At 44.3% G+C, this 26,651-nt stretch carries 20 protein-coding genes; 18 read left to right on the top strand and 2 right to left on the bottom strand.

Going from position 1 to position 26,651, the window contains the following annotated elements; genetic code table 11:
* The first annotated feature begins 10 nt into the window (after positions 1-10).
* The 6 genes from L0U88_RS17420 to L0U88_RS17395 all read left to right on the top strand — a co-directional run bounded on the left by L0U88_RS17420 (position 11) and on the right by L0U88_RS17395 (position 9,529).
* Positions 11-1,093, top strand: a complete 1,083-nt coding sequence (locus tag L0U88_RS17420; RefSeq protein ID WP_234867612.1) for a PA0069 family radical SAM protein — start codon at positions 11-13, stop codon at positions 1,091-1,093.
* A 29-nt stretch (positions 1,094-1,122) separates the two neighbouring features.
* Positions 1,123-2,583, top strand: coding sequence for a RapZ C-terminal domain-containing protein (locus L0U88_RS17415; RefSeq protein ID WP_234867610.1), 1,461 nt, complete (start codon positions 1,123-1,125; stop codon positions 2,581-2,583).
* Positions 2,580-3,317, top strand: coding sequence for a nucleotidyltransferase family protein (locus L0U88_RS17410; RefSeq protein ID WP_234867608.1), 738 nt, complete (start codon positions 2,580-2,582; stop codon positions 3,315-3,317). Before L0U88_RS17415 ends, L0U88_RS17410 begins: the two co-directional genes overlap by 4 nt.
* A 117-nt stretch (positions 3,318-3,434) precedes the next feature.
* On the top strand, positions 3,435-6,284 hold the full coding sequence (locus L0U88_RS17405; RefSeq protein WP_234867606.1) for a DUF1553 domain-containing protein: 2,850 nt from the start codon (positions 3,435-3,437) through the stop codon (positions 6,282-6,284).
* A 20-nt stretch (positions 6,285-6,304) separates the two neighbouring features.
* Positions 6,305-7,846 carry a DUF1501 domain-containing protein gene (locus tag L0U88_RS17400; RefSeq protein WP_234867605.1) on the top strand — a complete coding sequence of 514 codons (1,542 nt, stop codon included), beginning with the start codon at positions 6,305-6,307 and terminating at the stop codon, positions 7,844-7,846.
* Between the two features lie 216 nt (positions 7,847-8,062).
* Positions 8,063-9,529: a c-type cytochrome domain-containing protein gene (locus L0U88_RS17395; RefSeq protein ID WP_234867603.1), complete on the top strand. Its 1,467-nt coding sequence runs from the start codon at positions 8,063-8,065 to the stop codon at positions 9,527-9,529.
* A 27-nt stretch (positions 9,530-9,556) separates the two neighbouring features.
* Here L0U88_RS17395 and L0U88_RS17390 read toward each other — a convergent pair whose 3' ends face one another.
* Positions 9,557-10,735: an acyltransferase family protein gene (locus L0U88_RS17390; protein WP_234867601.1), complete on the bottom strand. Its 1,179-nt coding sequence runs from the start codon at positions 10,733-10,735 to the stop codon at positions 9,557-9,559.
* Between the two features lie 48 nt (positions 10,736-10,783).
* Between L0U88_RS17390 and L0U88_RS17385 the strand changes: the two genes are divergently transcribed.
* The 12 genes from L0U88_RS17385 to L0U88_RS17330 all read left to right on the top strand — a co-directional run bounded on the left by L0U88_RS17385 (position 10,784) and on the right by L0U88_RS17330 (position 25,355).
* A complete protein-coding gene (locus tag L0U88_RS17385; protein WP_289623317.1) occupies positions 10,784-11,308 on the top strand; it encodes an acyltransferase in 525 nt (174 codons plus the stop codon).
* A gap of 260 nt (positions 11,309-11,568) precedes the next feature.
* On the top strand, positions 11,569-12,069 hold the full coding sequence (nusG, locus tag L0U88_RS17380) for a transcription termination/antitermination protein NusG (RefSeq protein ID WP_234867599.1): 501 nt from the start codon (positions 11,569-11,571) through the stop codon (positions 12,067-12,069).
* A gap of 34 nt (positions 12,070-12,103) precedes the next feature.
* Positions 12,104-12,904, top strand: coding sequence for a polysaccharide biosynthesis/export family protein (locus L0U88_RS17375; protein WP_234867597.1), 801 nt, complete (start codon positions 12,104-12,106; stop codon positions 12,902-12,904).
* 8 nt (positions 12,905-12,912) lie between these two features.
* Positions 12,913-15,273, top strand: coding sequence for a GumC family protein (locus tag L0U88_RS17370; protein WP_234867595.1), 2,361 nt, complete (start codon positions 12,913-12,915; stop codon positions 15,271-15,273).
* Between the two features lie 21 nt (positions 15,274-15,294).
* Complete coding sequence (locus L0U88_RS17365; RefSeq protein ID WP_234867593.1) at positions 15,295-16,431, top strand: glycosyltransferase family 4 protein; 1,137 nt, start codon at positions 15,295-15,297, stop codon at positions 16,429-16,431.
* Positions 16,428-17,876, top strand: a complete 1,449-nt coding sequence (locus L0U88_RS17360) for an MOP flippase family protein (protein WP_234867591.1) — start codon at positions 16,428-16,430, stop codon at positions 17,874-17,876. Before L0U88_RS17365 ends, L0U88_RS17360 begins: the two co-directional genes overlap by 4 nt.
* Entirely contained in the window at positions 17,873-18,964 is a 1,092-nt protein-coding gene (locus tag L0U88_RS17355; protein ID WP_234867589.1) for a glycosyltransferase, read from the top strand. The genes L0U88_RS17360 and L0U88_RS17355 overlap by 4 nt, the downstream gene beginning before the upstream one ends.
* A 1-nt stretch (position 18,965) precedes the next feature.
* Positions 18,966-19,916, top strand: coding sequence for a glycosyltransferase (locus L0U88_RS17350; RefSeq protein WP_234867587.1), 951 nt, complete (start codon positions 18,966-18,968; stop codon positions 19,914-19,916).
* Positions 19,885-20,817 carry a glycosyltransferase family 2 protein gene (locus tag L0U88_RS17345; protein WP_234867585.1) on the top strand — a complete coding sequence of 311 codons (933 nt, stop codon included), beginning with the start codon at positions 19,885-19,887 and terminating at the stop codon, positions 20,815-20,817. Before L0U88_RS17350 ends, L0U88_RS17345 begins: the two co-directional genes overlap by 32 nt.
* 4 nt (positions 20,818-20,821) lie before the next feature.
* A complete protein-coding gene (locus L0U88_RS17340; protein ID WP_234867583.1) occupies positions 20,822-21,700 on the top strand; it encodes a glycosyltransferase family 2 protein in 879 nt (292 codons plus the stop codon).
* On the top strand, positions 21,685-24,306 hold the full coding sequence (locus L0U88_RS17335; protein ID WP_234867581.1) for a LamG domain-containing protein: 2,622 nt from the start codon (positions 21,685-21,687) through the stop codon (positions 24,304-24,306). Before L0U88_RS17340 ends, L0U88_RS17335 begins: the two co-directional genes overlap by 16 nt.
* Positions 24,303-25,355 (top strand): glycosyltransferase, encoded by a 1,053-nt coding sequence (locus L0U88_RS17330; protein ID WP_234867580.1) that lies wholly within the window; start codon positions 24,303-24,305, stop codon positions 25,353-25,355. The genes L0U88_RS17335 and L0U88_RS17330 overlap by 4 nt, the downstream gene beginning before the upstream one ends.
* On the opposite strand, the gene L0U88_RS17325 is transcribed toward L0U88_RS17330, so the two are convergent.
* Complete coding sequence (locus L0U88_RS17325) at positions 25,317-26,639, bottom strand: O-antigen ligase family protein (protein ID WP_234867578.1); 1,323 nt, start codon at positions 26,637-26,639, stop codon at positions 25,317-25,319. The genes L0U88_RS17330 and L0U88_RS17325 overlap by 39 nt on opposite strands.
* Positions 26,640-26,651 lie beyond the last annotated feature (12 nt).

Raw genomic sequence — 26,651 nt, 5'->3', positions numbered from 1 at the left:
CAAGCGGTTCATGAAGAAAGTAGCAGAAAAAGAAGACGGGAGCTTGCCGAAAATGCGGGGAAGAGGAGCCCAGATCAATCCATCGAACCGTTTTGATGCCACTCATACTGCACGTTTGGAGGAAACTGCCATTGATGAATGGGTGGATGCCGATAGTGCCACAAAATACCTTGAACAGGAAGCCAAAAGCCTGGTCAATAAAGTGGATAGTCCGGATGTAAACATGTTTTACAGCATGAATCCCTACCAGGGTTGTGAGCATGGTTGCATTTATTGTTATGCGCGCAATTCACACGAGTATTGGGGGTATAGTGCAGGATTAGATTTTGAGCGAAAGATCATCGTGAAGCGAAATGCGGCGGAATTGCTGCGGAAGTTTTTGATGCGACCTGCCTGGGAATGCCAACCTATATCAATAAGCGGCAATACAGATTGCTACCAGCCTGCAGAACAACGTTTCCGATTGACCAGAAAGTTATTGGAGGTGTGCAGGGAATTCAATCAGCCCGTAGGTATTATCACAAAAAATGCGGGTGTTTTAAGGGACGCTGATTTGCTGGCATCGATGGGAGAAAAACGCATGGCATCTGTGCTGGTTTCAATCAATAGCCTGGATGAATCCTTACGCAGGCAAATGGAACCCCGCACTACTATTGCAGAGCAACGACTAAGAGTAATTCGTGAATTAAGCCGGAAAGGAGTACATACAGGGGTAATGATTGGGCCGGTAATTCCGGGTTTAAATGATCATGAACTGCCCTCTATTCTTGAGCGTGCAGCAGCGGAAGGAGCAACATTTGCTGCCTATACGTTTGTCAGATTAAACGGTGCAGCTAAGTTGATCTTCCATGATTGGTTATACGCCAATTTTCCGGATCGTGCCAACAAAGTATGGCATAGTATTGAGGAAGGGCATGGAGGAAAAGTGAATGATAGCCGGTTTGGAACCCGGATGCGGGGAGAAGGACAACAGGCAGCCATCATCAACCAGCAATTTAAAAAGTTCCGTCAGTTGTATGGATTGGATGGAGAAAGATGGAGCCTTGATACCACCCAGTTTTCGCGTCCCGGCCAACAAATGAAACTTTTTTGATAGCAGCGTTCTTATATTTGACGCCTACTATGGAACAAATAATTGAACGCATTGATCAGCTCTGGCAGCAGTTTTCAGGGCAAGCGGCTGCTGACATCAGCAAATTGCCACAGTCGGGGAGCGACCGCATGTATTTCAGAGTGAAAGGCGCAGAGGATGCAGTTGTTAATTCAGCGATTGCTACCTATAATCCGCATATCAAAGAAAACGAAACCTTTCTTTCTTTTACCGAATCACTGAAAGCGGCGGGTGCACCGGTGGCCAATGTGTTTGCAGTAAATGAGGAGCATGATATCTATCTGCAGGAAGATTTTGGAGATCGTTCACTTTTGAATGAACTGGAAGAAAAAGGATTTACAGCCGATGTATTTGCGTTGTTTCAGCAAAGCCTTTCCAAACTGGCACACCTTCAGATAAAGGGAGGAGAAAATATTGATTATTCAAAATGTCTGACGGCCCGGGAGTTTGGAAAACAGGCAATCCTGAGTGACCTGTTGTATTTCAAATATTATTTTCTTGACACGCTCAAGTTTCCTTACGATAAACAGGCCTTGCTGGATGATTTTGATGCCCTGAGCACTTATCTCACGCATACTGAAAACAAACATTTCATGTTCCGGGATTTTCAAAGCCGGAATATCATGGTGAAAGACGGACAGGTGCATTTCATCGATTACCAGGGCGGTATGCTTGGAGCCCTGCAATACGATGTGGCATCCATGTTGTGGCAGGCAAGGGCCAACCTGCCTGAAGAATGGAAAAACAGCCTGCTCGAATATTATATCGGAGAGGTAAATAAAATTTTACCAAATCCGGTCGATCCGGTTATGTTTACCATTCAATACAATGGATATGTCCTGATCCGGTTATTACAGGTGCTGGGTGCATATGGTTTCAGGGGCTTCTTCCAGCGAAAAGCACAATTTCTGACAAGCATTCCGCAAGCCTTGAAAAACCTGAGCGCATTTACAGGCAATAGGAAGATGGGTATCGCTGTTCCCGAATTTGATAAATGTCTTCAATTCTGTACCAGTGCAGAAGTGATGTCAAGATTTGAACCCTTACGGGCGGATGAATCAACTCCGCTTATTGTCAACATTCATAGTTTCTCCTATAAAAAAGGAATTCCATCAGACCCAACTGAAAACGGTGGCGGATTTGTATTTGATTGCCGTGGAATTTTTAATCCGGGTCGTTTCGAAGAATACAAAACTCAAACAGGCAGAGACAAGGCGGTTAAGGATTTCCTGGAGCAACGTACTGCCATGCCCGATTTTCTAAACAGTGTATTTGACCTGGTGGATATCAGTGTGGCTGAATACATCAGGAGAGGATTTGCGAGCCTGCAGGTAAATTTTGGTTGTACCGGCGGACAACACCGTTCCGTATATGCAGCCGATGCACTGGCTCGTCACCTGCGGAATAAATTCAAGGTAAGAGTAGAAGTGAAACATATCGAACAGGAAGCTAAAAATTGGATCAACCCATGAAAGCAATGATTTTCGCAGCCGGATTGGGAACCCGTTTCAAACCCTGGACTGATCAGCATCCCAAGGCACTTGCCCCTGTGAATGGGAAGTCGTTACTACAACGGAATATCGAGTATCTCCAACGGTATGGCATAATCGAAGTAGTCGTGAATGTGCATCATTTCGCCAACCAGATCCTGGAAGCCGTGGAAGAGGCAAATGGCTGGGGTAGTAAAATTCTGATCAGTGATGAGCGCGATGAAGTGCTGGAAACGGGAGGTGGTTTGCTTAAAGCAGCGCCTCTTCTTGGAAACGAACCATTTGTTACCATCAACGCGGACGTGTTAACGGATCTGAACCTGGATGCGCTTCTACAGTTTCATCAACAGGAAAAAGCCCTGATTAGTTTTGGCGTCAGCAACAGAATAAGTACGCGAAACATCCTCTTTGATAAACAGAACCGGATGCAGGGTTGGGTTAACCTGGCAACCAATGAATTCCGATTCCCCCCGGAATCGGCATACTCAGCAGACAATGCTTTACAGGAATTGACTCCAAAGGCTTACAGCACCGTGGTGGTGTTTTCTCCGGAGATATTTTCGCTGATCTCCAGGACTGGAAAATTTTCGCTGATTGATGTTTACCTCGACCTGGCAGGAACGCATAAAATCATGGGGTTTGATCATAGCGGAGATCGGTTCATTGATGTAGGCAAGCCGGAAAGTGTGGCCCAGGCGGAAGCGCTTTTTGATTGACCTCTTTTCTTTCTGGATTTACGCAAAATCTTATACTATTTTGGCATGGCTTGAAAGGGTGTTCTTTTTGGCGTGGGAATAAGTTAACTTCAGTAAGATTAGTAGACGATTCCTGCCATGCAACGATTGATCCGATCAAATAAAAAAGCGTTTATCCTGGCTGCGGCGCTCGTAGTCATTCTCAGCCTATCCTGGGTGATCAGCCGCTCTGCCCGCGACCGGGGTGCCCCGGTTGATTTCAGTACGGAAGTCAAACCCATCCTTAATAAACATTGTATTTCCTGTCACGGTGGTGTGAAAGCCAAAGCCGGTTTCAGTGTGCTTTTTGAAGAAGAGGCATTTAGTCCGACTGAATCCGGCAAACCAGCCATCATCAAGGGTGATCCCGATGCCAGTGAGATGATTCGTCGGCTTACCCTGGACGACCCTGAAGAGCGCATGCCCTATGAGCACGATCCGCTTTCACCGGATGAGATTGCGTTGTTGCGCCGCTGGATCAAACAAGGTGCGCCCTGGGGAGATCACTGGGCTTACCTGCCGGTAAAGGAGCCAAAGGAAAAGAAAAGCATTGATCAGCATATTCAACAAGAGCTCGAAAAACAAGGCATGAAAGGATCGCAGCGTGCGGAAGCACCCGTATTGCTTCGAAGAGTAAGCCTGGATCTGATCGGTCTCTATCCTGAAAAAGAGCAGACGGAAAAGTTTTTAAAAGCCGGTGGGTCACCTGCAGCATATGAAGAGCTGGTAGATAGTTTGCTGGCATCGCCCAGGTTTGGAGAGAAATGGGCCAGTATGTGGCTCGACCTTGCCAGGTATGCAGATACCAAGGGCTATGAATCGGATGGACATAGGGATGCCTGGCCCTATCGCGACTGGGTGATCAAGGCCTTTAATCAGAACATGCCCTATGATCAGTTCATTAAGGAACAAATGGCGGGCGATTTGCTGCCAAACCCCACCGATGACAATTATATCGCCACTGGTTTCCATCGCAATTCCATGACCAACGATGAGGGTGGAACGGATAATGAGGAATTCAGGGTAGCTGCAGTAATGGATCGCATCAACACCAGTTGGGAAGCGATCATGAGTACGACTTTTTCCTGCGTTCAATGCCATAGTCACCCGTACGATCCATTCAAACACGATGAATATTACAAGTTCCTGGCTTATTTCAACAATACCCGAGACGAAGATGTACCGGGCGAATACCCGCTGTTGCGGAGGCTGACTCCGGAGATGGATAAGGAGTTGGAGTATGTGATGGGGTGGATGCAGGAAGGGGGGAATGGAAGAAAGGAAAATGGAGGAAAGGAAGAGGGGGTAAAGGAAGATGGAGAGTGGGTGAGGGATATGATCAAGTTTTATCAGCCGGCGGTGAACTCCACTACAGCCGATAAACTCGACAACGCTGTAATTGCCAATATGAACGGCGGACTGATTTTTAAGAATAAATCCACTGCAAGATTTAAGAACATTGACATGGAGGGGACTGAACAGATGATCTGGCAGTTTTATTGCAACAAGCCAGGAGGTACCCTAACGCTTCGGTTGGACACACCTGATGGGCCGGTTATTGCGAAAACTCCTGTTCAGGCAAAAGATCAGTGGCGTTTTGAAAGTATTTCATTTGCAAAGCAGCAGGGCGTACACGATCTCTATATTCAATATGAAAGAACTCCGCTTGCTTCCGAAAAAGATGATTTTACCATCAGCTTCAACTGGGTCTCCTGTGTGCCTGCCTTCCCGGGAAAAGACCGTCCGGGTTATGCAGATGCATACCAGCGGTATTGGAAACTCCTGACAACCTATGTTCCGGGCATGCCGATTTTGTATGAGAATCCGGCCAGCCTCAAAAGATCCACCCATGTATTTGAACGGGGTAACCGCCTCACTTTAGGTGCTGAAGTGAAACCTGCAGTGCCGGCATCACTCCTTCACAATATGCAGGTCAAGGAAACGGATATGCCCAAAAACCGGCTGGAGTTGGCCGCCTGGATGACGGATCCCCGCAATCCGCTGGTATCCCGCACATTGGTGAATCGCTTATGGGAGCAACTCTTCGGAACCGGCCTGGTGGAAACACTGGAAGATATGGGTACACAAGGGGCTAATCCTACTCATCATCAACTGCTGGATGAATTGTCGTGGAAGCTGATGCACGACTACAAATGGAATATCAAAAAACTATTGAAAGAACTGGTGTTGAGCGCCACCTATCAGCAGGATAGCCGGGTAACAAAAGAGCAGTTGGATAAGGACGCAGCCAACAAATACTATTCGCGTGGACCGCGGATCCGCCTGAGTGCAGAGCAATTGCGCGACCAGCACCTGCAGGTGAGTGGAAAGCTGAGTACTAAAATGTATGGTCCGGGGGTAATGCCCTGGCAGCCGGAAGGCATTTGGTTATCTCCGTATAATGGTGCCCGTTGGACAACGAGTGAAGGGGAAGACAGGTACCGCCGGGCGGTTTATACGTATTGGAAACGTACTGCGCCCTATCCGAGTATGATCAATTTTGATGGGGCGCAGCGGGTCGTTTGTAATGCTCGCAGGATCCGGACGAATACGCCGCTTCAGGCACTGGTGACGCTGAATGATTCGGTGTACGTGGATCTGGCTGCGCATTTTGCGAAGAGAATGGAGAATGGAGACAAAGGAGACGAAGGAGAAAGGAGACGGCATGGACCAGGAGACAAGGGAGACAAAGGGGGCATGGAAGATGGAGGAAAGGAAGAAAGGAAGGTGGAAGAACAAATTAAATGGGGATACCGGCAATTGTTGTTCAGTGAAATAAAAGAGGAGCAATTGAAGGCGATGATGGGGCTGTATGCGAAAGCGCGCGCGACATATGAGGCCAACCCGAAGGAGCTGGAAGCATTTAGGCAGCCAACAGCCCATGCCGCGGCGATGGTAGTGGTGGCGAATGCCCTGCTGAACCTGGATGAAGTAATCGTAAAAAATTAAATGCAACCAATAGTGAGCTTATGACAAGAGATGAATTGCATGCACAGAAACTGTTGAAGGAAGCCGAGCAGGCGCATCTTCAACTGCATACCCGCCGGCATTTTCTGAAAGAAAGTGCAATGGGACTTGGCGCACTGGCAATCGGTTCGCTGTTAGGGAGCTGCGGCCAGTCGGCTTTGGATAAAATGGCCAAAGAGGCTGCCAATACTGGTTTTGATCCGCTTCGCGATTTTGATCCCGCGCGACCCTTGTTGCCTAAGGCGCCACCCTTCGCAGCCCGTGCTAAGAGTGTGATTTATTTGCACATGGCGGGAGCGCCATCGCAACTGGAATTATTTGATTACAAACCCGAGTTGATGAAAATGGACGGGCAGGATTGTCCGCCTTCTCTGCTCGAGGGTAAGCAGTTTGCTTTTATCACCGGGGTGCCAAAAATGCTTGGACCCCAGGCTACGTTTAAGCAAAGGGGTGAGTCTGGTGCCTGGATCAGCGATCACCTGCCGCATTTTTCTACCATGGCCGATGAAGTGAGTTTTCTGAAAGCAGTAACCACCGACCAGTTCAACCATGCACCGGCGCAACTGCTGATGCATACGGGTACTCCGCGTTTGGGCCGTCCGTCTATGGGATCTTGGGTGACTTATGGATTGGGTACCGAAAACCAGAATCTCCCCGGGTTTGTGGTGCTGACCAGTGGGGGAAGTTTTCCGGATGCTGGTAAAAGCGTTTGGGGAAGCGGATTCCTGCCATCGGTATACCAGGGCGTGCAATGCAGAAGTGAAGGCGATCCGGTATTGTTTATTAATGATCCAAAGGGGATGAGTCGCGATTTGCGCAAGGCCAGCATTGAAGCGATCAACCAGGCCAATGCTGCCACCTATAAAGAATATCAGGATCCTGAGACACTGAGCCGGATATCACAATATGAAATGGCATTCCGGATGCAGATTACAGCGCCGGAAGTGATGAATATCAATGATGAGCCGGATTATATTCATGAGATGTATGGCACACAGCCAGGCAAATCCTGTTTTGCGAACAATGCCTTACTGGCGCGGAAGCTGGTGGAAAAAGGAGTTCGGTATGTGCAGTTGTTTGATTGGGGATGGGATGCGCACGGTGATCATGCGGGTAATAGTTTGAACCTGGGTATCATCAATAAATATCGGAGCGTGGATAAAGCGATGACAGCACTGTTGCTGGATCTCAAACAACGTGGTTTACTGGATGAGACACTGGTGGTTTGGGGCGGCGAATTCGGTAGAACACCCATGATGGAAAACCGGAATGGGGTACAGAATCCATATAAGGGTCGGGATCATCATACCGATGCATTTACCCTCTGGATGGCTGGCGGCGGCATCAAAAAAGGCTTTACTTATGGCGAGACGGATGAGATCGGTTATAGTCCGGTTAGCGGTAAAGTAGAAGCTTTCGATATCCAGGCCACCATTCTGCATTTGATGGGCATCAATCACGAAGAGTTTACCTATCCCTTCCAGGGTCGTCCGTTCAGATTGACGGATGTTGGAGGAAGGGTGATAGAGGAGGTGGTGGCATAGTATGGAAGATGGAGGAATGGAAGAGGGAACGAAGGAGAATGGAGACAAGGGAGACGGGAGAATGGAAGATGCGCATCTGACCTGATTATAAAATGTATAATTGCAATATATGAGAGATCCATAATTTTAGTGTGAGCGTTGCGGTTTTTAGTCTTCTCACATCTCACATCTCACGTCTCACTTTTCACCATTTTTCACCTTTCACTTTTCACTTCCATGCTTGGCAACTTCCATCCCGTCATCGTCCACCTTCCCATTGGTTTTTTATTATTGGCGATCCTGTTTCAATGGATTGGACGAAGGGCTTCCTATGCACATCTGCGGTTATCGGTACCTGTTATATTGGTGTTGGGAATGATTAGTGCGCTGCTTGCCTGCGTAACCGGATTGGCGATTTCAGGATCCGCAGACTACCCGGAGGAGTTGCTGGGTTGGCACCAGTGGATGGGGATCGGTACTACTCTTTTGTCGCTGGGGATGTTCTGGGCTGTGCAGCGTAAAGAGGCAAAGATGACCAACTTGTTTTCTGTTTTACTGCTTGCGGGTGTAACGGTGACCGGGCACCTGGGAGGTACACTTACTCACGGTGAAGATTTTCTGTCCTTTGGAAAGGCGGAAGCAAAGCCAACCCTGGCGCCGATTGCAGATATTCAATCGGCCCATGCCTATAACGATCTGGTACAACCGATTTTTGAAGCTCGTTGCGTGAGCTGTCATGGTTCCGGAAAACAAAAGGGTAAACTGCGACTGGATCAACCTGATTATATTTTAAAAGGAGGGGAAGACGGAGCGGTAGTGAAGGCCGGCGATGCGGAAAACAGTGAACTAATTAAACGCTTATTGCTGCCGGGCGATGCTAAAAAACACATGCCTCCAATCCAGGAAGCACAGTTGACCGATACGGAAATCAGTTTCCTGCATTGGTGGATACAATCCGGATTAGGGTTCAAGCAGTTGGTGAAGGATTTGCGTCAAACGGAGGCTGACAAGGCAGTTTTGCTGGCTCTTCAACAGCAATCGCAGCAAACGGAGGACGATGCAGCAACTGCCGGGAAAGGAAATTCCAGTGGCTCGGGAAAACTCAGTGCCACAAGCAAAACTGCAGCTTCGGGGGCTGGAGTTAAACCGGTGTTTACATTGGCGGCATCCATTCCGGCAGAAGCAGTAAAACCGGCAGATCCCGCGCTGGTTGACCGATTAAAAGCCAATGGAGTGGTGGTTTTACCTGTGAATGCGTCCTCTAATTATTTATCGTTGAATTTTGTGACAGTTGACAAACAGGTGCCTGATAGCCTGCTGAACCTGCTGGCAGGCATCCGCGAACAATTGATCTGGCTGAAGCTGGATGAGGTGGAGGTTACGAAAGCAGGATATGCAGCAATCGGGAAACTGGACAAATTAACCCGGCTGCAAATCAGTCGCGGGAACCTATCGGATGAAACGATTAGCGCTCTATCCGGGTTAAAAAATCTTCAATGGCTGAATATCGCCGGTTCCAGTGTTTCGCTTGAAGGCTTTCGGCAATTGGGTAGTCTTACGAACCTGAAACAACTATTTCTGTATAAAGGCGGCCTCACGGACAGTGAGTGGTCCGCACTTCAGCAACTATTCCCGAAGGTGCAAATCGATACCGGCAATTACCGCCTACCCTTACTTCCCGGTGATACTTCTCTTGTAAAATAATCACCGGTGGTACCCGGCTGGTGGAGGTTATACCCTGACGTACCAGCGGCGTTTGTTCATGTACCAGGCAATGGCCCAGAGCAGGAATACCAGTGAGACTGAATACAAAAGGGAGGCTGTTTCGGGGCGACTGGTAATTGGTTTACAGATATTTTGAAAGTACCAGCCAAGCGGATGGGTGTATTTGATTTCACCAGCCTCATTGAGACCATTTGGAATGCGGATTAGCCAAAGGGTTTTGGGCAGCACTCCACTCAATACATAAATGAACAGCGGGTTTTTACCAAAGGCGTCAAAGAAATTGGGCACCACCCCTTTCCAGCCACGGAATTCAATGAGTTGCACCAGGGTAGCCAGCAGCATGGTTGCCAGTCCAACTGTATATAAAACATAGGAACTAGTCCAGATTTTCTTGTTGATCGGGAAACTGAGTCCCCATGCCATTCCCGCCAGCCAGAGCACCACTCCGGCCATAAACAGGTTGGCTACCATTTCAGCATTTTTCCCTTTCTGCCGGATGTAATCGCCAATCAGAAAGCCTAAAATCACCTGTGCGATGGAGGGTATGGTACTGGCTATGCCTTCCGGATCAAATGCGACACCTTCCCCTTTGTACATATGCGCTTCCCCAAGGATTACACGGTCCAACTCTGTACCCCAGAATCCTTCCAGGCTATAGGGGTCTGCGGGGTTGCCGGCCATTGCAGTAATGACCCAATAACCCAGCAGTAATAAAGCGGCAATATAGAAGGCCATTCGGGCTTTAAAAAAATAGATGATCAGGGCGCCAAAGAGATAAGCAAGTGCGATTCGTTGCAGCACTCCAAAGATTCGAAGGGTTTCAAAAGGCTTTCCGACCAGTTCATTGTTTTCCCATTTAACAAAAGGAAACCAGTTCAGCAAGAGGCCGATCAAAAAGATCAGTAATCCGCGTTTTACAATTTTCCAGACAGCAGCGGATCGGTCCATGGCTTCCAGCCGGGGTAAAACAAAGGCGATTGCATTACCAACCGCAAAGAGAAAAAACGGAAAGACAAGATCCGTTGGCGTGCAACCATGCCAGGAGGCATGTTGAAGCGGTGCAAAGGCCTTACCTGCCTGGTTGTTCACCAGGATCATAAAGGCTACGGTGGCACCTCTGAAGACATCTAATGAAAAAAAACGCTGTGATGAACCTGCAGCAGCAGAGAGTTGGTTGGCTGTCAATGTGCTTGATTTAGGGTGAAAATTAGCATATTTGTTAAAATCCACCACATGGAAGAAGCTCAAATGTATCCGGGAGTCAGCATTCATGCCACCGCTGTTGTAGATAGTGGGGCTAAAATTGGCGCAGGTACCCGGATCTGGCATTTTTGCCACCTAATGCCGAAAGCCAGGGTGGGTGAAAACTGCATCCTGGGGCAGAATGTATTTGTAGATAATCAGGTCAGCATTGGGAAGGGGTGCAAGATTCAGAACAATGTATCGCTTTACAATGGAGTGCAACTGGAAGAAGAGGTTTTCATCGGCCCTTCGGTGGTATTTACCAATGTGATCAATCCCCGGGCATTTATAGAACGTAAGCAGGAATTTAAACCCACTATTATAGGAAAAGGAGCCAGTATCGGGGCGAATGCCACCATCGTATGTGGGATACGGATTGGTGCATTTGCATTGGTGGGTGCGGGGGCGGTAGTAACCCGGGATGTGCCTGCATATGCGAAAGTAGTCGGCAATCCGGCAAGGCAGATCGGATGGGTTGATAAAGAAGGGAATAGCGTTGACAATCAACCGGTCTAATAATAGTTTTCCCCTATATTTGTTGATAAATGGTGAAGTACCCACCACCATTGCGAGGACCCTTAAAATTCAACCTGTGAATCAAGTGCTGGCATTGTTGGCGGTAGTTCTGATTACAACATATTTTTGTTGAAGGCAAGGAGGTCGAAATATGGGCTCCCTTGCCTTTTTTATTGCATGTGGGTAAGGAAAATTTCAGTCCGATGGGACTGAGGAGGCGAAGCTATGCCTAAATTGCAGGGTTGAAAAACCTGATACCTATGACCAAGCAGAAAAACTGGTACGCACTTTACACTAAACCGCGCTGGGAGAAGAAGGTGCATGAATTGCTTCTTCAGAAGGGGTGGCAGTCGTATTGCCCGTTGAACAAGGTCCGTAAAAAATGGAGCGATCGGTATAAAGTAGTGGAGGAGCCCTTGTTCAAAAGTTATGTTTTTGTGCGGGTAACAGACGAAGACAGAGCAGATGTGCGTTTTGTTGACGGTGTGGTAAATTTTGTTTACTGGCTGGGAAAGCCGGCTCAGGTAAAAGAAATTGAAATCGAGCGGATCAAACGTTTCCTGAATGAGTTCGAAGATGTGGAGGTGGAGCAACTGCCGGAACCGAAACCGGGTGACCAGGTGATCATCACTTCCGGGGTATTCATGGAGCAGCAGGGGCGAATTCTGTCGGCTGATAAAAAACGCGTGGAAGTGCTGATTGAGAGCCTGGGCTGTAAGCTGGTAGCTACGCTGGATAAAGAGAAGGTGGTTGTAAAGTGATGCAGACAATTTTGATACTTAACCAATACTATACATGCTGAGAATGCTATACCAGGGTGCAGCAATGGTTACTGCACTTTTTTTGTTAATTGCTTGTGGTGCCTCGCAGAAAAATCACCAGCAACGAATTATACTGCAGGGAATTGATACGGCGGAAGAGTTAAGTTTAAAAATCCCGAATCCGGTAATAAAAAAGGGAGACCTCTTAACGATTTTGATTTATAGTGACAACAAAGAAGCTACAGAACAATTCAATCAGGCACAATCAGGTGGGAGTACAAGTGCTACAATGGCAAATGGTTCTCAGATTTCTGCAATGGGAAGAGGGTATTTTGTTGATAATAATGGGGAGATACTAATTCATAAAATTGGTCAGATAAAATCGGCGGGGCTGACCTGTCAGGGATTAGCTGATGAACTCCAAAAGCAACTCAGTTTATATCTGCTTAACCCGTATGTAATTGTTCGATTTGCCAATGCACGAATTACTGTTTTGGGGGAAGTTACCCGTCCGGGTGTAATTGACATGCCCGGAGTAAAAGTATCGGTGTTTGATGCAATTGGATTCGCAGGTGATTTTACCAATTTTAGCAGAAGGGATAATATTCTTGTGGTTAGAGAAATTGATGGTAAAAGGGTATCAAAAAGACTTGATCTTAGAAGTCCGGATGTTTACAGTTCAGATTTTTTCTATCTGGCTTCAAATGACCTGGTATATGTTGAACCTACCAGAAGAAAGCCGACCGGTAATGAACAGGTTTTATTGCGTAATGTGACTATCGGAAGTAGTATCGTGTCTGTGCTTGTATTAATAATATCTATCATCAGACGTTAATAAGTAAGATGGAATTTAATACGGATCAATTTTACAACAACAAATCGGATATTTCCCCGTATGAGTTATTGCAGCGAAATCTGAAGTATCTACCCTGGATTATTTTATCCGTTTTACTGAGTATTCTTATTGCATTTATATATCTACGTTACACGCCAGAAGTATATTCTGCTGATGGGCAAATGATAATCCGTAATGAAAATCCTATCAATTCCGAAGATGAAAAATTTAACCGGCTGTTTCTCAATGATGCAGGACCTAACCTGACCAATGAAATGGCAATCCTCAAATCCACTTCCTTTATTCAGCGTGTTATTGAAAGAAAAAACTGGAATATTATTTATGAGGGAATAGGAAAAGTTAGGTCTGCGCAACTGTATGAAGATAATCCCCTGCAAATGGAGGTTCTGGGGAAAAAAGATTCGGTTGTTTATGTGTTAGATATAACTGTACTAGATACAATTAGTTTTCAATTGAGCAATGGTGAAAAATATAAGTTTGGGGAAACATTTACGTTGCCAAATCAGGGTGTTTTTCGTTTACATCTTGTTAATAAACATATTAACGACTTTGAGACATTGAATTTCAAAATAAAGATTTATCCACTGGATTTGGCGGCAGAACTCATGGTGCCACATCTTGACGTGAAATTAGTTACCGATATGGGTAGTATCATCAGTATCTCATTTCAATCCATGAATAAGCTACTAGCATCGGATTTTGTTAATGAATTAATGGTAGAATATCAGCGGTTGACAGTAGAAGATAAAAGTTCAATTGCAAAAAATACAATTGAGTTTATAGATGAAAGATTAGATTCTCTCAAGTCTGAACTATCGGGAGTTGAAATGGCCATTCAGCGTTTTCAGGAGAAATCGGAATCGCTCTCCCCTGTTGAAAGTTCTACTTTCCTGGCTACAAGTAGTAGGGAACTTGAAACCAGGTATGCAGAGATGCAAAATCGAAAGCAGATTCTGCAATGGTTACAAGATTATATATCAAAAGCGGAAAACAATAATTCAACCGTTCCGGTAAATTTGGGTGTTGACGAACCTACTCTTGGACCATTGATTACTGCATATAACGACCTTCAACTTAAAAGAGCTACCCTGTTGAAGTCGACTACTGAATTGAACCCAATCGTGACAGATCTTAATGCAAGTATAGAAAAATTAAGAAGGGATATACAGGAGGCGTTAAAAAGCGTTGGTAGCTCATATGATATTACTGGCTCTCAGATAGCTCGGGAACTCACTTCAACGAAAAAGAAGGCGATTGGTATACCCGGGCAGGCAAGGCAGTTATTAAATATCGAACGTCAGCAAAAAATTAAAGAGGAGTTATACCTGTTCCTTTTATCCAAAAAGGAGGAAGTGGCAATTGGGGCATCCGCTGTTGTTACAAATGCAAGCATTCTTGAAAAAGCAACGATCCGTGCAAAACTGGTTGCTCCCTTACCTAAATCTGTGTTTATTAAATTTTTGTTAGGAGGTTTGTTTCTGCCTGTTTTTATTATTGCAGTTATCAATTTGTTAAATGATAAAATTAAATTCAGGAGCGATATAGAGAAAGTTTTGGACGTGCCTATTGTTGGAGAAGTGTCAAGATCAGATGATCCAAATCCGTTACTTGTCAATTTGCAAAATCGAACATTTATTACCGAACAGTTCAGGACTATAAGAACCAATATGTCCTACATGCTATCAAGTTCTACAAAACCGGTATTGCTTGTTACTTCTTCCATGAGTGGTGAAGGCAAATCCTTTCTGAGTACAAATATTGCTGCTGCATTCGCACTTGCGAGCCGCAAGACGCTCATACTGGAATTTGATATCCGAAAGCCTAAGATTGCATCAAATTTGGGTTTGGGTACCCATAAAGGACTTACATCATTTCTGATAGGTCATGGTGAATTAAGCAGCCTTGTTAAGAAAGTTGATGGGCTGGACAATCTTTATATATTGCCTTGTGGATTAATTCCCCCTAATCCGGCGGAACTCATGTTATTGCCAGCAATGGAAGAGTTGTTTTCCTGGGCTAAAGTAAATTTTGATTTAATTATTATTGATTCAGCTCCGGTTGGAGTTGTAAGTGACAGTATTACATTAGGAAAATTTGCCGATGCAACAATTTTCGTTGTAAGACAGGGTTATACAGTAAAAAAATCACTGGATTATATCAAGGCGTTGAAACAAGAAAAAAAACTGCCGAATCTTTCAGTCGTTTTAAATGATGTAAAAGAATCTTCAGGTTATGGATATGGATATGGTTATGGATATGGACATAAAAAAAATATCGAAGTTTACTTTAATGAAGAAACTAAAGGTAAAAAAGGAATATGGAGTCGTTTATTTGGTTCCAAAAGTTAATGATTAGTAGAAGTAATATCCATGAAAACTTTCAGGCTGGCTATCGTTTCACCCAATCAACAGCAATATTCAGAAACATTCATTCAGTTTCACAGAAGCAGAATTCCCGCATCTGTTTATTATCTGTTTGGTGGATTTTTGCCAGTTGAATCAGAAGATGGACAATATTGCTACAAGCTAAACAACTGGACATCCAAGCTGAACAGGTTTTGGCAAACGTTATTTCCGGGTCTATTATGTCCCCACGAAAAAGCCTTGGCGAGATATCTAAAAAGAAATCAGATTCAGGCAGTACTTGCTGAGTATGGAATGACAGGCGTTGCGGTTCAAAAGGTTTGTGAACGGTTGGATATTCCCCTTTTCGTACATTTTCATGGATATGATGCTACCAATCGATTGGTGGTTGAACCGCTGCGTGAAAAGTATAAAAAGATGTTCCATTTTGCCAGTGGTATTTTTGTCGTCTCGAATCATATGAAAAATGTGCTGGAACGCATGGGATGTCCTCCGGAGAAAATGATTCTGAACCATTATGGACCAGCTGATCACTACTTCCAGGTAAAACCGGATTACAACTGTCAGGCATTTCTCGCAGTTGGAAGATTTGTTGAGAAAAAAGCACCTGAGCTAACTATAAAAGCATTTTTCGAGGTATCTAAAGAATATCCAAATTCAACACTATATATGGTTGGATCCGGTGAGCGATATTCATCCTGTGTTGCACTTGTCAATTCATTAGGAATTTCAGATAAGGTCCATTTTTGTGGAGTTCTGAGCAGTGAGCAGATTGCAGAACAGATGCAACATGTCAGAGCCTTTGTGCAGCATTCCGTTACTGCTGAAAATGGCGATTCCGAAGGAACTCCGGTAGCGATACTGGAAGCGTCAGCAGCGGCATTGCCTGTTGTTTCAACCTTGCATGCAGGAATTCCGGATATCATCGTGCATGGAGAAACCGGTTTGTTGTGTGAAGAACATGATGTGAATTCCATGGTTCTGAATATGAAAACCATTCTTGAAGATGCATCATTGGCAAGGCAGATGGGGGAGCGGTCCAGATCCAGAATTGCAGCCAATTTTTCATTGGAACGTCATATTCAATGCATCTATAAAACCATTGAATCAGTTGTGAATGTGAAACCAGGTAATACGCCGTGAGCTTATCTGAAACAGTGTTTAAAGGGGTTAAATGGACGGGGTTGGCTTCCTTCGCCGGCGTTCTTTTTCAACTTATTCAAACCTCCATCCTTGCCAGGATGCTGACTACTTCAGATTTTGGCATTATGGGACTGGCCCTGGTGGTGATAGGTTTTTCCCAGCTGTTTCTGGACGCTGGTTTTTCTGCAGTAATTATTCAAAAAAAAGATATCAGCCAGGAGCAATTGTCTTCTTTATTTTGGCTGAGTCTTTTTATTGGGATTTTCCTCTTTGCACTATTAATGGTGATTGCACCGGTTGTGGCTGCTTTCTACGAAGAGCCCAGGCTGGTGCCTGTAATTCGGATTGTTTCATCCGGCTTTCTTTTAATTCCGGTTGAAAGTCTTTATCTCAGCCTGATCCAAAAACAGTTAGAGTTTAAAAGAATTGCTCAGCGTGATATTCTGGCCAGATCTGTGTCCTTTTTGGTTGGGATTTGGGCCGCATACAATGGTTGGGGAGTATACTCACTAGTACTACTTCATATGGCAGGAATCGTTATTTCCTGCTTTTTTATTTTCCGGATGGGAAGTCGCTATTTCAGGCCTACCGGCTTTTTTGCAATAAAGTCAATCCGTCCCTTCTTTTCATTCGGATTATTTGTTATGGGGGATAACCTGATCAATTTTATAAACCGCCAGGTGGATGTATTACTGGTTGGAAATTTTTTGGGTATTCAATTATTGGGCGTATACAACCAGGGTAAAAACCTGATCATGCGACCTTATATGGTCATTAATCCAATTTTGACACAGGTTAATTTTCCTTTGTTAGCAAAATACAAAGAAGAAGTTCCTATCATGAGATCACTGTATCTGAAAACCTTGCGCTACCTGTCTCTCGTCAATTTTCCTGTTTACGCATTTTTGTCTGTGTTTGCCAGTGATATCGTATTGGTGCTGTTTGGTGCCAAATGGACTGCCGCAATTCCGGTAGTACAAGTACTTTCCCTGTATATTTTAATACGCTCAATTGTAAATCCTATGGGTGGCCTGTTGCTGGCAACGGGTAAACCTAAATGGGCATTTTTCTGGAATTTAACTATCCTCTGTATTACGCCGGTAATCTTGTTGCTGGCAATGCCTGGGGGGATGTTCTGGGTTTGTCTGGTTCAGTTTATTTTTGGATTATTTTTAATTGTGGCGCATGTTCACTGGCTGGTTGGCCCAATTCTTTCTATCAATCTAATTCAGTTTTTGAAACCGCTGTTACCATCAATACTCTATTCGGCTTTAGCAACATCGGGTTGGCTGGTTATTCATCAGTTGAGTGAACTGAACCCATTTGCCCGCTTGCTATTGGCAGGTGTTCTTTTTTTCGGTATTTATGCGCTTGCTTTATTGGTTTTCTCAAAAGATATCGTGAGAGAGTTATTATCTGTATTTAAAAAGAAATCAGCTGCATGAGAATCGGAATTGTGTATACTAAATTCTACCCGCTTTCCAGCAGCGCGTCTGTTCATGGCTACCATCTTTTTCAATCATTAAAGGATCAGTCTGTAGAACTGCATTCAATTGGGCTTGGCCCCAATTCCATTACCATTGATCACCCGAAATCAATTAGGGGACTCATTCGGTTCATACGATCCATTGATGTTATTTATATAAGAATAAATCCCTGGTTGTGGAATGATTGGTTCACCCTGTTGAAACTGGTTTCATTTGGACGTATAAAGGTGATATGGGAGTTGAACGCGCCAGTTGAAGAAAGACTGGTTGACTATCAGCAATCAGTACCGAAAAAAGTGAGCCGATGGATTCGATTTCAGCACCGTAAAAGAAAATGGCTGGCAAAATTCTGTGATGGATGCATCGGAGTGAGTTCCATTCTTGAAAATTATGCACAAACGGCCCTTTCAATAAAAAATACAACCACTATCCCCAATGCTGCCGATCCTGAAACATTCCGGCGTATGGAGCCGAACAGGAATAACCCATTGCGCGAAATTGTCAGGGGTAAATTTGTGGTGAGCTGGGCTGGAAATGGCGCCATCGCATGGCAGGGAACCAATATGCTGATGAAACTGGCTGCCCATTATGCCGAGCGGGATCCGGACTTGCTGTTTCTCGTATTTAGTAACCGGTCAGTTTATAACCAGGAATATTTACCGAATGTATTATCGATGGGGGAAGTGAGTCATGATCGTTTGCCTGAATTGTTGCAGCTTAGTCATGTTGGTTTGTGTTTATACAATAGTTACGACTGGTGTAAATATGGCTTTTACGGATCTTCTTTAAAACTTTTTGATTACCTGAGCCTTGAATTGATTGTGCTTGCCAATAATATGGGACAATTGGCTGAGATTGTTGAAAATGGCAAAACAGGATTCCTGGTTAATAATAACCTGGATGAACTTATTGAGAAAATTGACTATTGCAAGAACAACTACGAAAAATTACAGGAGCTCAGAAAAAATGCCCGGCAATTGATTGTGGAAGAATACAATTGGGTGAATGTGGGCCGAAAAACAAAAGTATTTATTGAACAAGTCTGAAATGGTTGAGGTTTCAGTTATTATCCCTTGTTACAATAGTCTGCAGTTTGTAGCAGATGCCATCGATTCCGTTTTACAATCAACTTTTACTTCCCATGAAATACTGGTTGTTGATGACGGAAGTGCTGAACCGGTAGCGCCGTATCTTAAAAATAAATACCCCGATGTTCAAAATCTCCATTGCATACGGCAGGACAATCGGGGACTTTCCGGCGCCCGAAATACCGGGATAGCCCATGCTTCAGGCAAGTACCTGGTATTCCTGGATGCGGATGATGTTATTTTACCCGATAAACTATCGGCTCAACTGGACTACCTGCGTTCCAATCCGGAAACTGATATCGTATACAGCTACTCTGAATGGTTTGAAGCAGGTAATTTTCAGGCAACATTCCCGGTCCAATTCCCGATTTATGAAGGGCAAATTCTCCGGCATCTTTTATTTGGAAATTTTATTCACGTTAATACCATTTTGATTCCAAAAGAAATTGTTCTTGAGCAGGGTGGTTTTGATGAATCCCTGCGCGAACTCGAAGATTGGGATCTTTGGCTCCGCTTGTCTCTATCTGATAAAACATTCGGATGTCTTCCCAGGGTATTATCGAAAGTTCGTGTGCATTTCGGAAGCATGACCAGTAACCAGTACAAAATGAATGCTACAATGGTCAGGGTATTATTGAAAAACAAACCCTTGATTCTGCATAAAAGCAAAACAGTTCATGGTCTCAATAAAGAATATTATACCTCCCTGTTGAATTATTGCATCCTGGCAAAGCAGTCAAAGGAGTTTCGTAAAAACATTTATGAAGCATTTTCTGCCCTGGGTTTTGGATTTTTTTACCATGGGAGTAAACTATTGCTAAAAAAAGCCCGTTCGTTCTTTTTCACGCCGGTAAACCAAACAACTAAAGCCTTAGAGCATGTCTGGAAAGACAAAAAGACCGTCCGTTAGTTTTGTGATCGTTAGTTATAATTGTGCTGACTTAATAGTTGATTGTGTTAAGAGCGTACTGCAATATGGGGAAGGCAACATTATTGTTATCGATAATGCTTCAACCGATACTACCAGAGAATCTCTCCTGCCATTTGCTGACAAAATCAAGTTGCTACTGAACGACAGGAATCTGGGTTATACCATTGCCTGCAATCAGGGCATTCGGGCTGCGGAAGCTGATTATATTTTTTTATTGAATCCGGATGCTTTTCTGAAGGATGAAAGCTGGAAAAAGCTGATTGATATTCTTGGGTCGGATCCATCGGTTGGTGCCATAGCTCCCAACCTGTATTATCCGGATGGTGGCATTCAAAATTATATTCGTCGTTTTCCTTCCATTACTGCCTTGCTGGTTGAGTTTTTTGTACCGGCAAAATGGTGGACCCGGTTTAGCTCCTATCGAAGCTATACCTGCATGGACCTCGATCTTTCAAAAGCACAGCCCTTAGAGCAGCCGGCCGGAGCAGCGCTTCTGTTTCGCTCCGATTACCAGATGGATGAACGTTTTTTTATTTATGGTTCTGACCTCGAATTGTGTCGGCGAATCTGGAAGGATGGTCGGAAAATTTTATTAGAACCATCAGCAGCCGTATTTCATCATCAGTCAAAAGGTGGTACAGGAACAGGCAACCCGGCTGTCAGAATGTGGTTGCAATTGGATGCCTTGTATGGTTATGGACTTTTTTTCAAACAATACACGGGGTATGTCTATTATTTAGCTTACAAAATAATATTTGCGTTTTGTTTAGGCATCGTAGCCATGCAATACTGGCTATTGCGGAAACCAGCCCGAAAAATTAAATGGGCACGTTTTACCGGTTTTTTATTCAACCGGAATTTCCGGCATTTTAACGTGTAATCAGGTGAAACTTTATTCAGTTATTGTTCATTATAACACATCGGAGGATGTCATTCGACTGGCATCTGAACTGGTGAATTGCACTATCAGGGAGCATTCGATTCTGGTAGTGGATAACCTTTCTGAAGCACCGGCTTTGGAATTACTTCAGAAAGAACTAACTAAACTGCCTGGTGTTCAAGTCTTGCCCCAGCAAAAAAACGGCGGCTTCGGGTATGGTGTCAACCGGGCAGTAGAATATATAGCAGCAAAAGAGGAAGAAGCCCTGGTTCATGTCATTAATAGTGATGCCGGAATTTTGAACCGCGACTATCTGACGGTGTTAGCCGAATTTTTAAGTTCCAATCCGGCCGCTGCCATGGTAGGCCCCAGGGTATTGGAGCAGGACGGAAAAACGGTCCAGAACACCATTTTGCCCATTACAACGGTATCGGGAGTTTTTTCCTTCCGAAAAAAATATTCAGCTATAAATCAGAGCGCAGTTGCCAACAAACCTGTGCAGGTTGATTGCCTGAATGGTGTTTGCTTTATGATACGCCTATCTGCCTATTTGAAGGTTGGTGGGTTTGATGAGCAATATTTTATGTACAATGAAGAGCAGGATCTATGTTTTAAACTCAACCAATCCGACCAGGCTATTTATTTTTTGCCAGTAGACAGTATCGTTCATGAAGGCGCAAGTTTAGATGCTCTGGAAAAAACAGATTGGCGATTTCTCTATAAACGCAGAAATATTGTTTTGTTTTTAAAGAAGCACCAGTCAAGACTGGCTTCCATTTTTATTGCATTCGTTTTTTCAGTTAGTTCCATTCCGAAATTTCTTAAACGGAATGGATCCATTCGCTGGATAGATTTTGTAAAAGCCATATGGTCGGTCGCGTAATTATTCTGGTTGTACTTTTTGGGTTAAGCATTTCTTGTCTGGCGCAGGTAAAAAAACCTGTAGCTCAATTTGACTTTAGTAAAGCAGACTATAAGAAAGGTCGGCCAGCATCGCTGGTGCTGCGTTCTGCCGGTGGTGCCTGTACTATGGAACCTGTAACTGACAGTAATAGGGAAGCTATCCGGATTGAGGGCGCTAACTGCCTGGTATCAACGAATATGCTCAAGGCAATAAAAGGCGATGCATTTGCACTGGTTATTAGTTTTCGGGGAAAAAGTTTCGAGTTTATCAGTTATCCCAGGCAAGATTTTTCAGTCACTTTCAACTATCCTTATTTCAGTTTCACTACCAGTGCTCTTAAAGAAGGGAAAAATATCCGTTCCTATTACCGGGCCAATCTTACCGGTAGCGGACCTTATGGGTACGACTATTATAATGATGGCAACTGGCATACGGTTGTTTTTAATTTCAGCAGTCGCCTGGGAAGAAGAGAAATATGGGCGGATGGCGTATTAATTAATCCGAAGGAAGCTGCTATTCCTTCCGGCAACAGCGCTTTATTGGAGGCTTCAGATGGATTTAAAGGGAGTATTGAGCTGGATGAAGTTAGTTTGTACGACCAATACCTGGATAGTTTTACGATACGAAAGCTGACTCAATCATTGAATGGGACTAATAGCAAACGTTCAACTGATTTCAAATCAAGTTTTGCGCTTGATACAATGCAGTTCGCGCCTGGTTTTCCGCGTTATACGGTTTCTTTACCGGACCAGTTAAAACAGTTTCCTTCTCCCCGATATGCCAGGGGGCATAAACTTTCCCGCAATGTTTCCTGGATGGATATTAATTATCTGAGTGAGCGGTCGGCCCCTGCTGCTGTTGAAATAGAAACGGAGATGTATAAACGCTGGAATTATTGGCTGGATATACCCTTGTTAAGAGAGAATGCCCAAACTGCCGGCCGTATATATGGTGATGCCAATACTGTTCCGGGTGCACTACTTAAATTGGCACAACAAGAGCCGGGATGGGGATATTCTGTAATATCGATGCAGGCTCAAATTCAGCCTCGTCATGCGGGTTATAACTCAGATAAACCGTATGTGTTTTCCCAGCAGCTGGCTTCAAAAAATTACCTGTCAAAAAAACAGGGGCAACCCATTCTCGTAAACGGGAAGAAGCAACTCTCTCCTTTGATGGACCCGCAGATCATGGAGCAGGATGCAGAAACTGTTCGGTTTTATCTGTCTCAGTTAACCAGTAGGTTAAAACGCGCTCCTGCGCTCATCAACGAGAATGGAGAAGTATTTGGTACTGCTTACAGGGAAACGCTGCTAAAGCAAGATCCTGTAGTATGGAAAGATTTTCAACGCAGCGGACTGAACAGAACACAGTACTTCGGAAGATTTCAAACTAAAATGGAAGAAAGATTCAGATCCATTGTCTTAAAAGACCTGCCAGCTTCAACGATTTTTTCTTTCTTCCAGGTATCTGCTGTTCAGCCTGATTTTTGGGGGGCCTATGAATACCGTAAAAAAGTAAATCGTATGCCTGATGGCAGTATCCGGTCTACGCCGGATTTTTATCCATTTACTCCTTCCAACTGGCAACTCGCAAATGGGCCTTACAATGGGTATGGCATGATTGCAAAAGGACGTGCAACCGAAATCCCGGCAGGGGATAAAAATTTTTCACCCTTTGTTGCTGCTGGCTGGCAGGAGGAAAAGGAGAATATTCGTCCCGCTCAATGGCTGGCACTTTTAAAATCAATGGTCATGCTGGGAGCTGATTTTTTTTACGTGGGATATTTTAATGTTACTGGTCCGGGTGGCAAATGGCCCAATGGAATCGGTCCGTATGATCCAAAAGGCTACGCATACCAGGTTGCCATCCCCGCTTATGCACAGGCTATCCGAACCCATGCTCCGCATTTTTTTGAACAGGGAGAATTACTGAATGCTGCTTCGCTGTTTCGGTTTGAAGCTTCTGCCCCAAATGATCTGGTAATAGTGAGGAAATGGAAGAATGAATGGCTGATATATGGAAGTATCCAACCGAATAGCAACCAGGCGGGAAATGTACCTGATAAGAGAACTACCAGCATTCTGTTGGACCAAAAAAGAATCAGTTTCCCGATTACGAGACAGGGAAGTCTTTACATACTTAAAGGGTTAGATAAAGACAATCCCGTATTTTATCAACTCGATGCCTGGCATCAGGTAGAACATCCTTTTTTCTGGTCTTCTGCATTGAGTGTTGAAGCAGAACTATTGAAAGTTGAAGAAGGCACAGCAGAAATCATAACCCAGGCGCATAAGCCGCTTGATTATTCGCGGTTCACCAGTTTTCGCAGGCTATTACCAGGGGCGCGACTGAGTTATGATTTTGAAGGATTGGAGCAGCAAAAAATCAGCGCTGTGGAATTGGTAGTAGTTGAAAAGAACAATGCTCCTGTTGAACTGGAATGGAAACAGGGTGATGTAACAGGGCGTTGGAAAGGCTTGCCAATCGGTAGTATACAATTAAAGCTGGAGGGTAGCGGAAAGTTTGAAATCAAAGTAAAGAGTGGAGAATTGAAACTGGATAAAATCGTTCTGAAACCATGAAAAGATCCTATCTGTTTCTATATACGGAGCTTGCCGGATATACAATCGCCTGCCTGAAGGCATTAAGGAAATTGGATCCGGATGCCAGGATAACGGTGGTACATTTTCCCATCAATAAAGAAGCTCCGTTTCAGTTTGATTTTGCTGCTATTGGGAGTTTTCGGCCGGTACAGGAGTTTGTCTCCTACGCCGACTTAAAAGGATTTTCCAACGAAATTCAGCCTACTCACATAATATGCTCAGGCTGGATCAATAAGGACTATGTGCGGCTTTGCTATGCCTGGAGAAAAAAAGCCATTACGGTACTTTGTTTTGATAATCACCTCCTGGGAAACCTGAAGCAGTGGATATGGAAATTTACCGGAGCCCCTGTTTTAAAAAGGAGCTTTCGATACCTTTGGTTACCAGGCGAAAGACAGGCCGCGTATGCAAGGTTTCTTGGTTTTCGGAAAGAGCAGATCCGGAACCATTTTTATTCCTGCGATCTGCCGGTATTTATGGAAAAAGGAAAGTGGGGATTAGCGTTAAAAGCAAACCGGTTTCCAAAAGTATTTTTATGTGTAGCCCGCTATATTCCTGAAAAAGCCTACACAGAACTCTGGGATGCTTTTGTTAAATGGCAGGAGCTAGAGCCCTCCGAATGGGAGCTTTGGTGTGTGGGAACGGGCCCGGGTTTTGAAAGCAGAATACTACATCCTAAAATCAAACATCTTGGTTTTATTCAGCCCGATCAATTGGATGCTGTTATTGAGCAGGCCGGTGTGTTTGTATTGATAAGTAAATTTGAACCCTGGGGTGTAGCGGTTCATGAGTTTGCTGCGGCAGGTTTCCCACTTCTGCTTAGCCCGCAGGTGGGAGCAGCTGATGCCTTTCTGAACGAAAGCAATGGCTGGCTGATTTCCTCTCATCAGCAATCCGATATCCTTTCAGCATTTCGTTTAATAGCGGCACAATCAGATGAGGCATTGCTGGATAAAGCAACTAACAGTATGCAACTGGCAGCACGTATTTCACCCCAAACCTGGACTCAAGCGCTGCTTGATATGTAGTACCGGATTGTTTACGAGTAATCTGTTGGAAATATAATACATGAAGAAAAAGAAAAAGAAACCAACATTGATGTAGTTGCCATTTCGAATCAACCCCAACAGAATATAAATGAAGATGGCATAATTAATAGCTGCGATTTCTTTTCCTGCAGCAGACCGGATAGCTGATTTAGGCGCGAAGAAAATAATCACGAAAAGCAAGAACAATACGGTGCCCATAAGTCCGGTTTCAGATAACAGTCGTAAGAAACGTGAATTGGCATCCTGCTGGTTCTGGGCTCCGTAACCTTTCAGGTAGTTCGGAGGAAAGTATTTCAAAAAAGTGTTTTCATAAATGAGCGGGTGCGATCCAAGACCCGATCCGAATAGTGGATTTTCAAGAAAAGAATCCCGCGCAATAATGAAATTGGAATAAAGCGCGAACGTACTGGAGTTGGATTTGCCTGCTTCTTTAACATCAATATCTTTTGACAAAAAGAGAGAAGTAGTATCATAGTACCGTTTGTTGAACAAGCTGATGGTATCAATCAGGTTCACAATCAATAATACGATCGGAACTATGATTAAAGGGGCAAATACAAAGCGGTTGCTTCGGGCATTGAAAAAATTATTCAGATAAAGCGCAAAAAACACCGACAGGCCAATACCCATCAGTGCAGTGGATGAATAGGTGACAAGATAACAGGCCAGTAAGACCAGGTACCTGAATTTTAACTGCTTCCAGGTTCGTTGAAAATAACAGGTGTAATATGCAAGGGCTGGGGTAATGGCCATTGCCAGGTAGAAAGGTTCCCCCATGATTCCATATTCCCGGATAATTAAAGGGCTAACTACTGAATAAGGTGTCAGGTGTATGCCAGCGATGTGTAAGAGATTATCTAACACAGCATGAAGCGCAACCAGGAAAGCAAAAAACAGGTAATACTCGAAAATTCGCTGAATATCGAATCTGAAAACCACAAAAATATTATAGGATACAAGACTCGTGAATACAATGCCAAGGAGTTGTTTCAGGTATTCAAACCCCAGCAATCCGTTGTAAATTGTTACAAATAAACTTGCGATGGCCACTGCACCAAACCCCAGGTTAAACCATTTTGGAGGAAGAAAAATCTTCCGGTTCTGATAAACAAGAGATACCAGAAAGGCAATAAAAGCGATATAGTAATAGTAAAAGTCAAAGGGTAGCCCTGCTCCCCGAATAGCTTTATCCAGGAAGACAGAAAAAATACAAAGCACTGCCAGCTTTTGAGTCAGATCCAGTTTTTGTGATGCTTGTTTCATGCCTGGCTTGCA

The sequence above is a fragment of the Flavihumibacter fluminis genome (assembly GCF_021491375.1).
GTDB classification, from domain to species: Bacteria; Bacteroidota; Bacteroidia; order Chitinophagales; family Chitinophagaceae; genus Flavihumibacter; species Flavihumibacter fluminis.
The sequence above is the reverse complement of the archived record's forward strand: the minus strand, read 5'-3'. Positions and strand labels throughout refer to the sequence as shown.

What these genes read in the sequence shown, in the direction of transcription:
- L0U88_RS17420 (WP_234867612.1), top strand. Translation starts at nt 11, where the DNA reads ATGAAGAAAGTAGCAGAAAAAGAAGACGGGAGCTTGCCGAAAATGCGG.
- L0U88_RS17415 (WP_234867610.1), top strand. Translation starts at nt 1,123, where the DNA reads ATGGAACAAATAATTGAACGCATTGATCAGCTCTGGCAGCAGTTTTCA.
- L0U88_RS17410 (WP_234867608.1), top strand. Translation starts at nt 2,580, where the DNA reads ATGAAAGCAATGATTTTCGCAGCCGGATTGGGAACCCGTTTCAAACCC.
- L0U88_RS17405 (WP_234867606.1), top strand. Translation starts at nt 3,435, where the DNA reads ATGCAACGATTGATCCGATCAAATAAAAAAGCGTTTATCCTGGCTGCG.
- L0U88_RS17400 (WP_234867605.1), top strand. Translation starts at nt 6,305, where the DNA reads ATGACAAGAGATGAATTGCATGCACAGAAACTGTTGAAGGAAGCCGAG.
- L0U88_RS17395 (WP_234867603.1), top strand. Translation starts at nt 8,063, where the DNA reads ATGCTTGGCAACTTCCATCCCGTCATCGTCCACCTTCCCATTGGTTTT.
- L0U88_RS17385 (WP_289623317.1), top strand. Translation starts at nt 10,784, where the DNA reads ATGGAAGAAGCTCAAATGTATCCGGGAGTCAGCATTCATGCCACCGCT.
- nusG (WP_234867599.1), top strand. Translation starts at nt 11,569, where the DNA reads ATGACCAAGCAGAAAAACTGGTACGCACTTTACACTAAACCGCGCTGG.
- L0U88_RS17375 (WP_234867597.1), top strand. Translation starts at nt 12,104, where the DNA reads ATGCTGAGAATGCTATACCAGGGTGCAGCAATGGTTACTGCACTTTTT.
- L0U88_RS17370 (WP_234867595.1), top strand. Translation starts at nt 12,913, where the DNA reads ATGGAATTTAATACGGATCAATTTTACAACAACAAATCGGATATTTCC.
- L0U88_RS17365 (WP_234867593.1), top strand. Translation starts at nt 15,295, where the DNA reads ATGAAAACTTTCAGGCTGGCTATCGTTTCACCCAATCAACAGCAATAT.
- L0U88_RS17355 (WP_234867589.1), top strand. Translation starts at nt 17,873, where the DNA reads ATGAGAATCGGAATTGTGTATACTAAATTCTACCCGCTTTCCAGCAGC.
- L0U88_RS17350 (WP_234867587.1), top strand. Translation starts at nt 18,966, where the DNA reads ATGGTTGAGGTTTCAGTTATTATCCCTTGTTACAATAGTCTGCAGTTT.
- L0U88_RS17345 (WP_234867585.1), top strand. Translation starts at nt 19,885, where the DNA reads ATGTCTGGAAAGACAAAAAGACCGTCCGTTAGTTTTGTGATCGTTAGT.
- L0U88_RS17335 (WP_234867581.1), top strand. Translation starts at nt 21,685, where the DNA reads ATGGTCGGTCGCGTAATTATTCTGGTTGTACTTTTTGGGTTAAGCATT.
- L0U88_RS17330 (WP_234867580.1), top strand. Translation starts at nt 24,303, where the DNA reads ATGAAAAGATCCTATCTGTTTCTATATACGGAGCTTGCCGGATATACA.
- L0U88_RS17325 (WP_234867578.1), bottom strand. Translation starts at nt 26,639, where the DNA reads ATGAAACAAGCATCACAAAAACTGGATCTGACTCAAAAGCTGGCAGTG.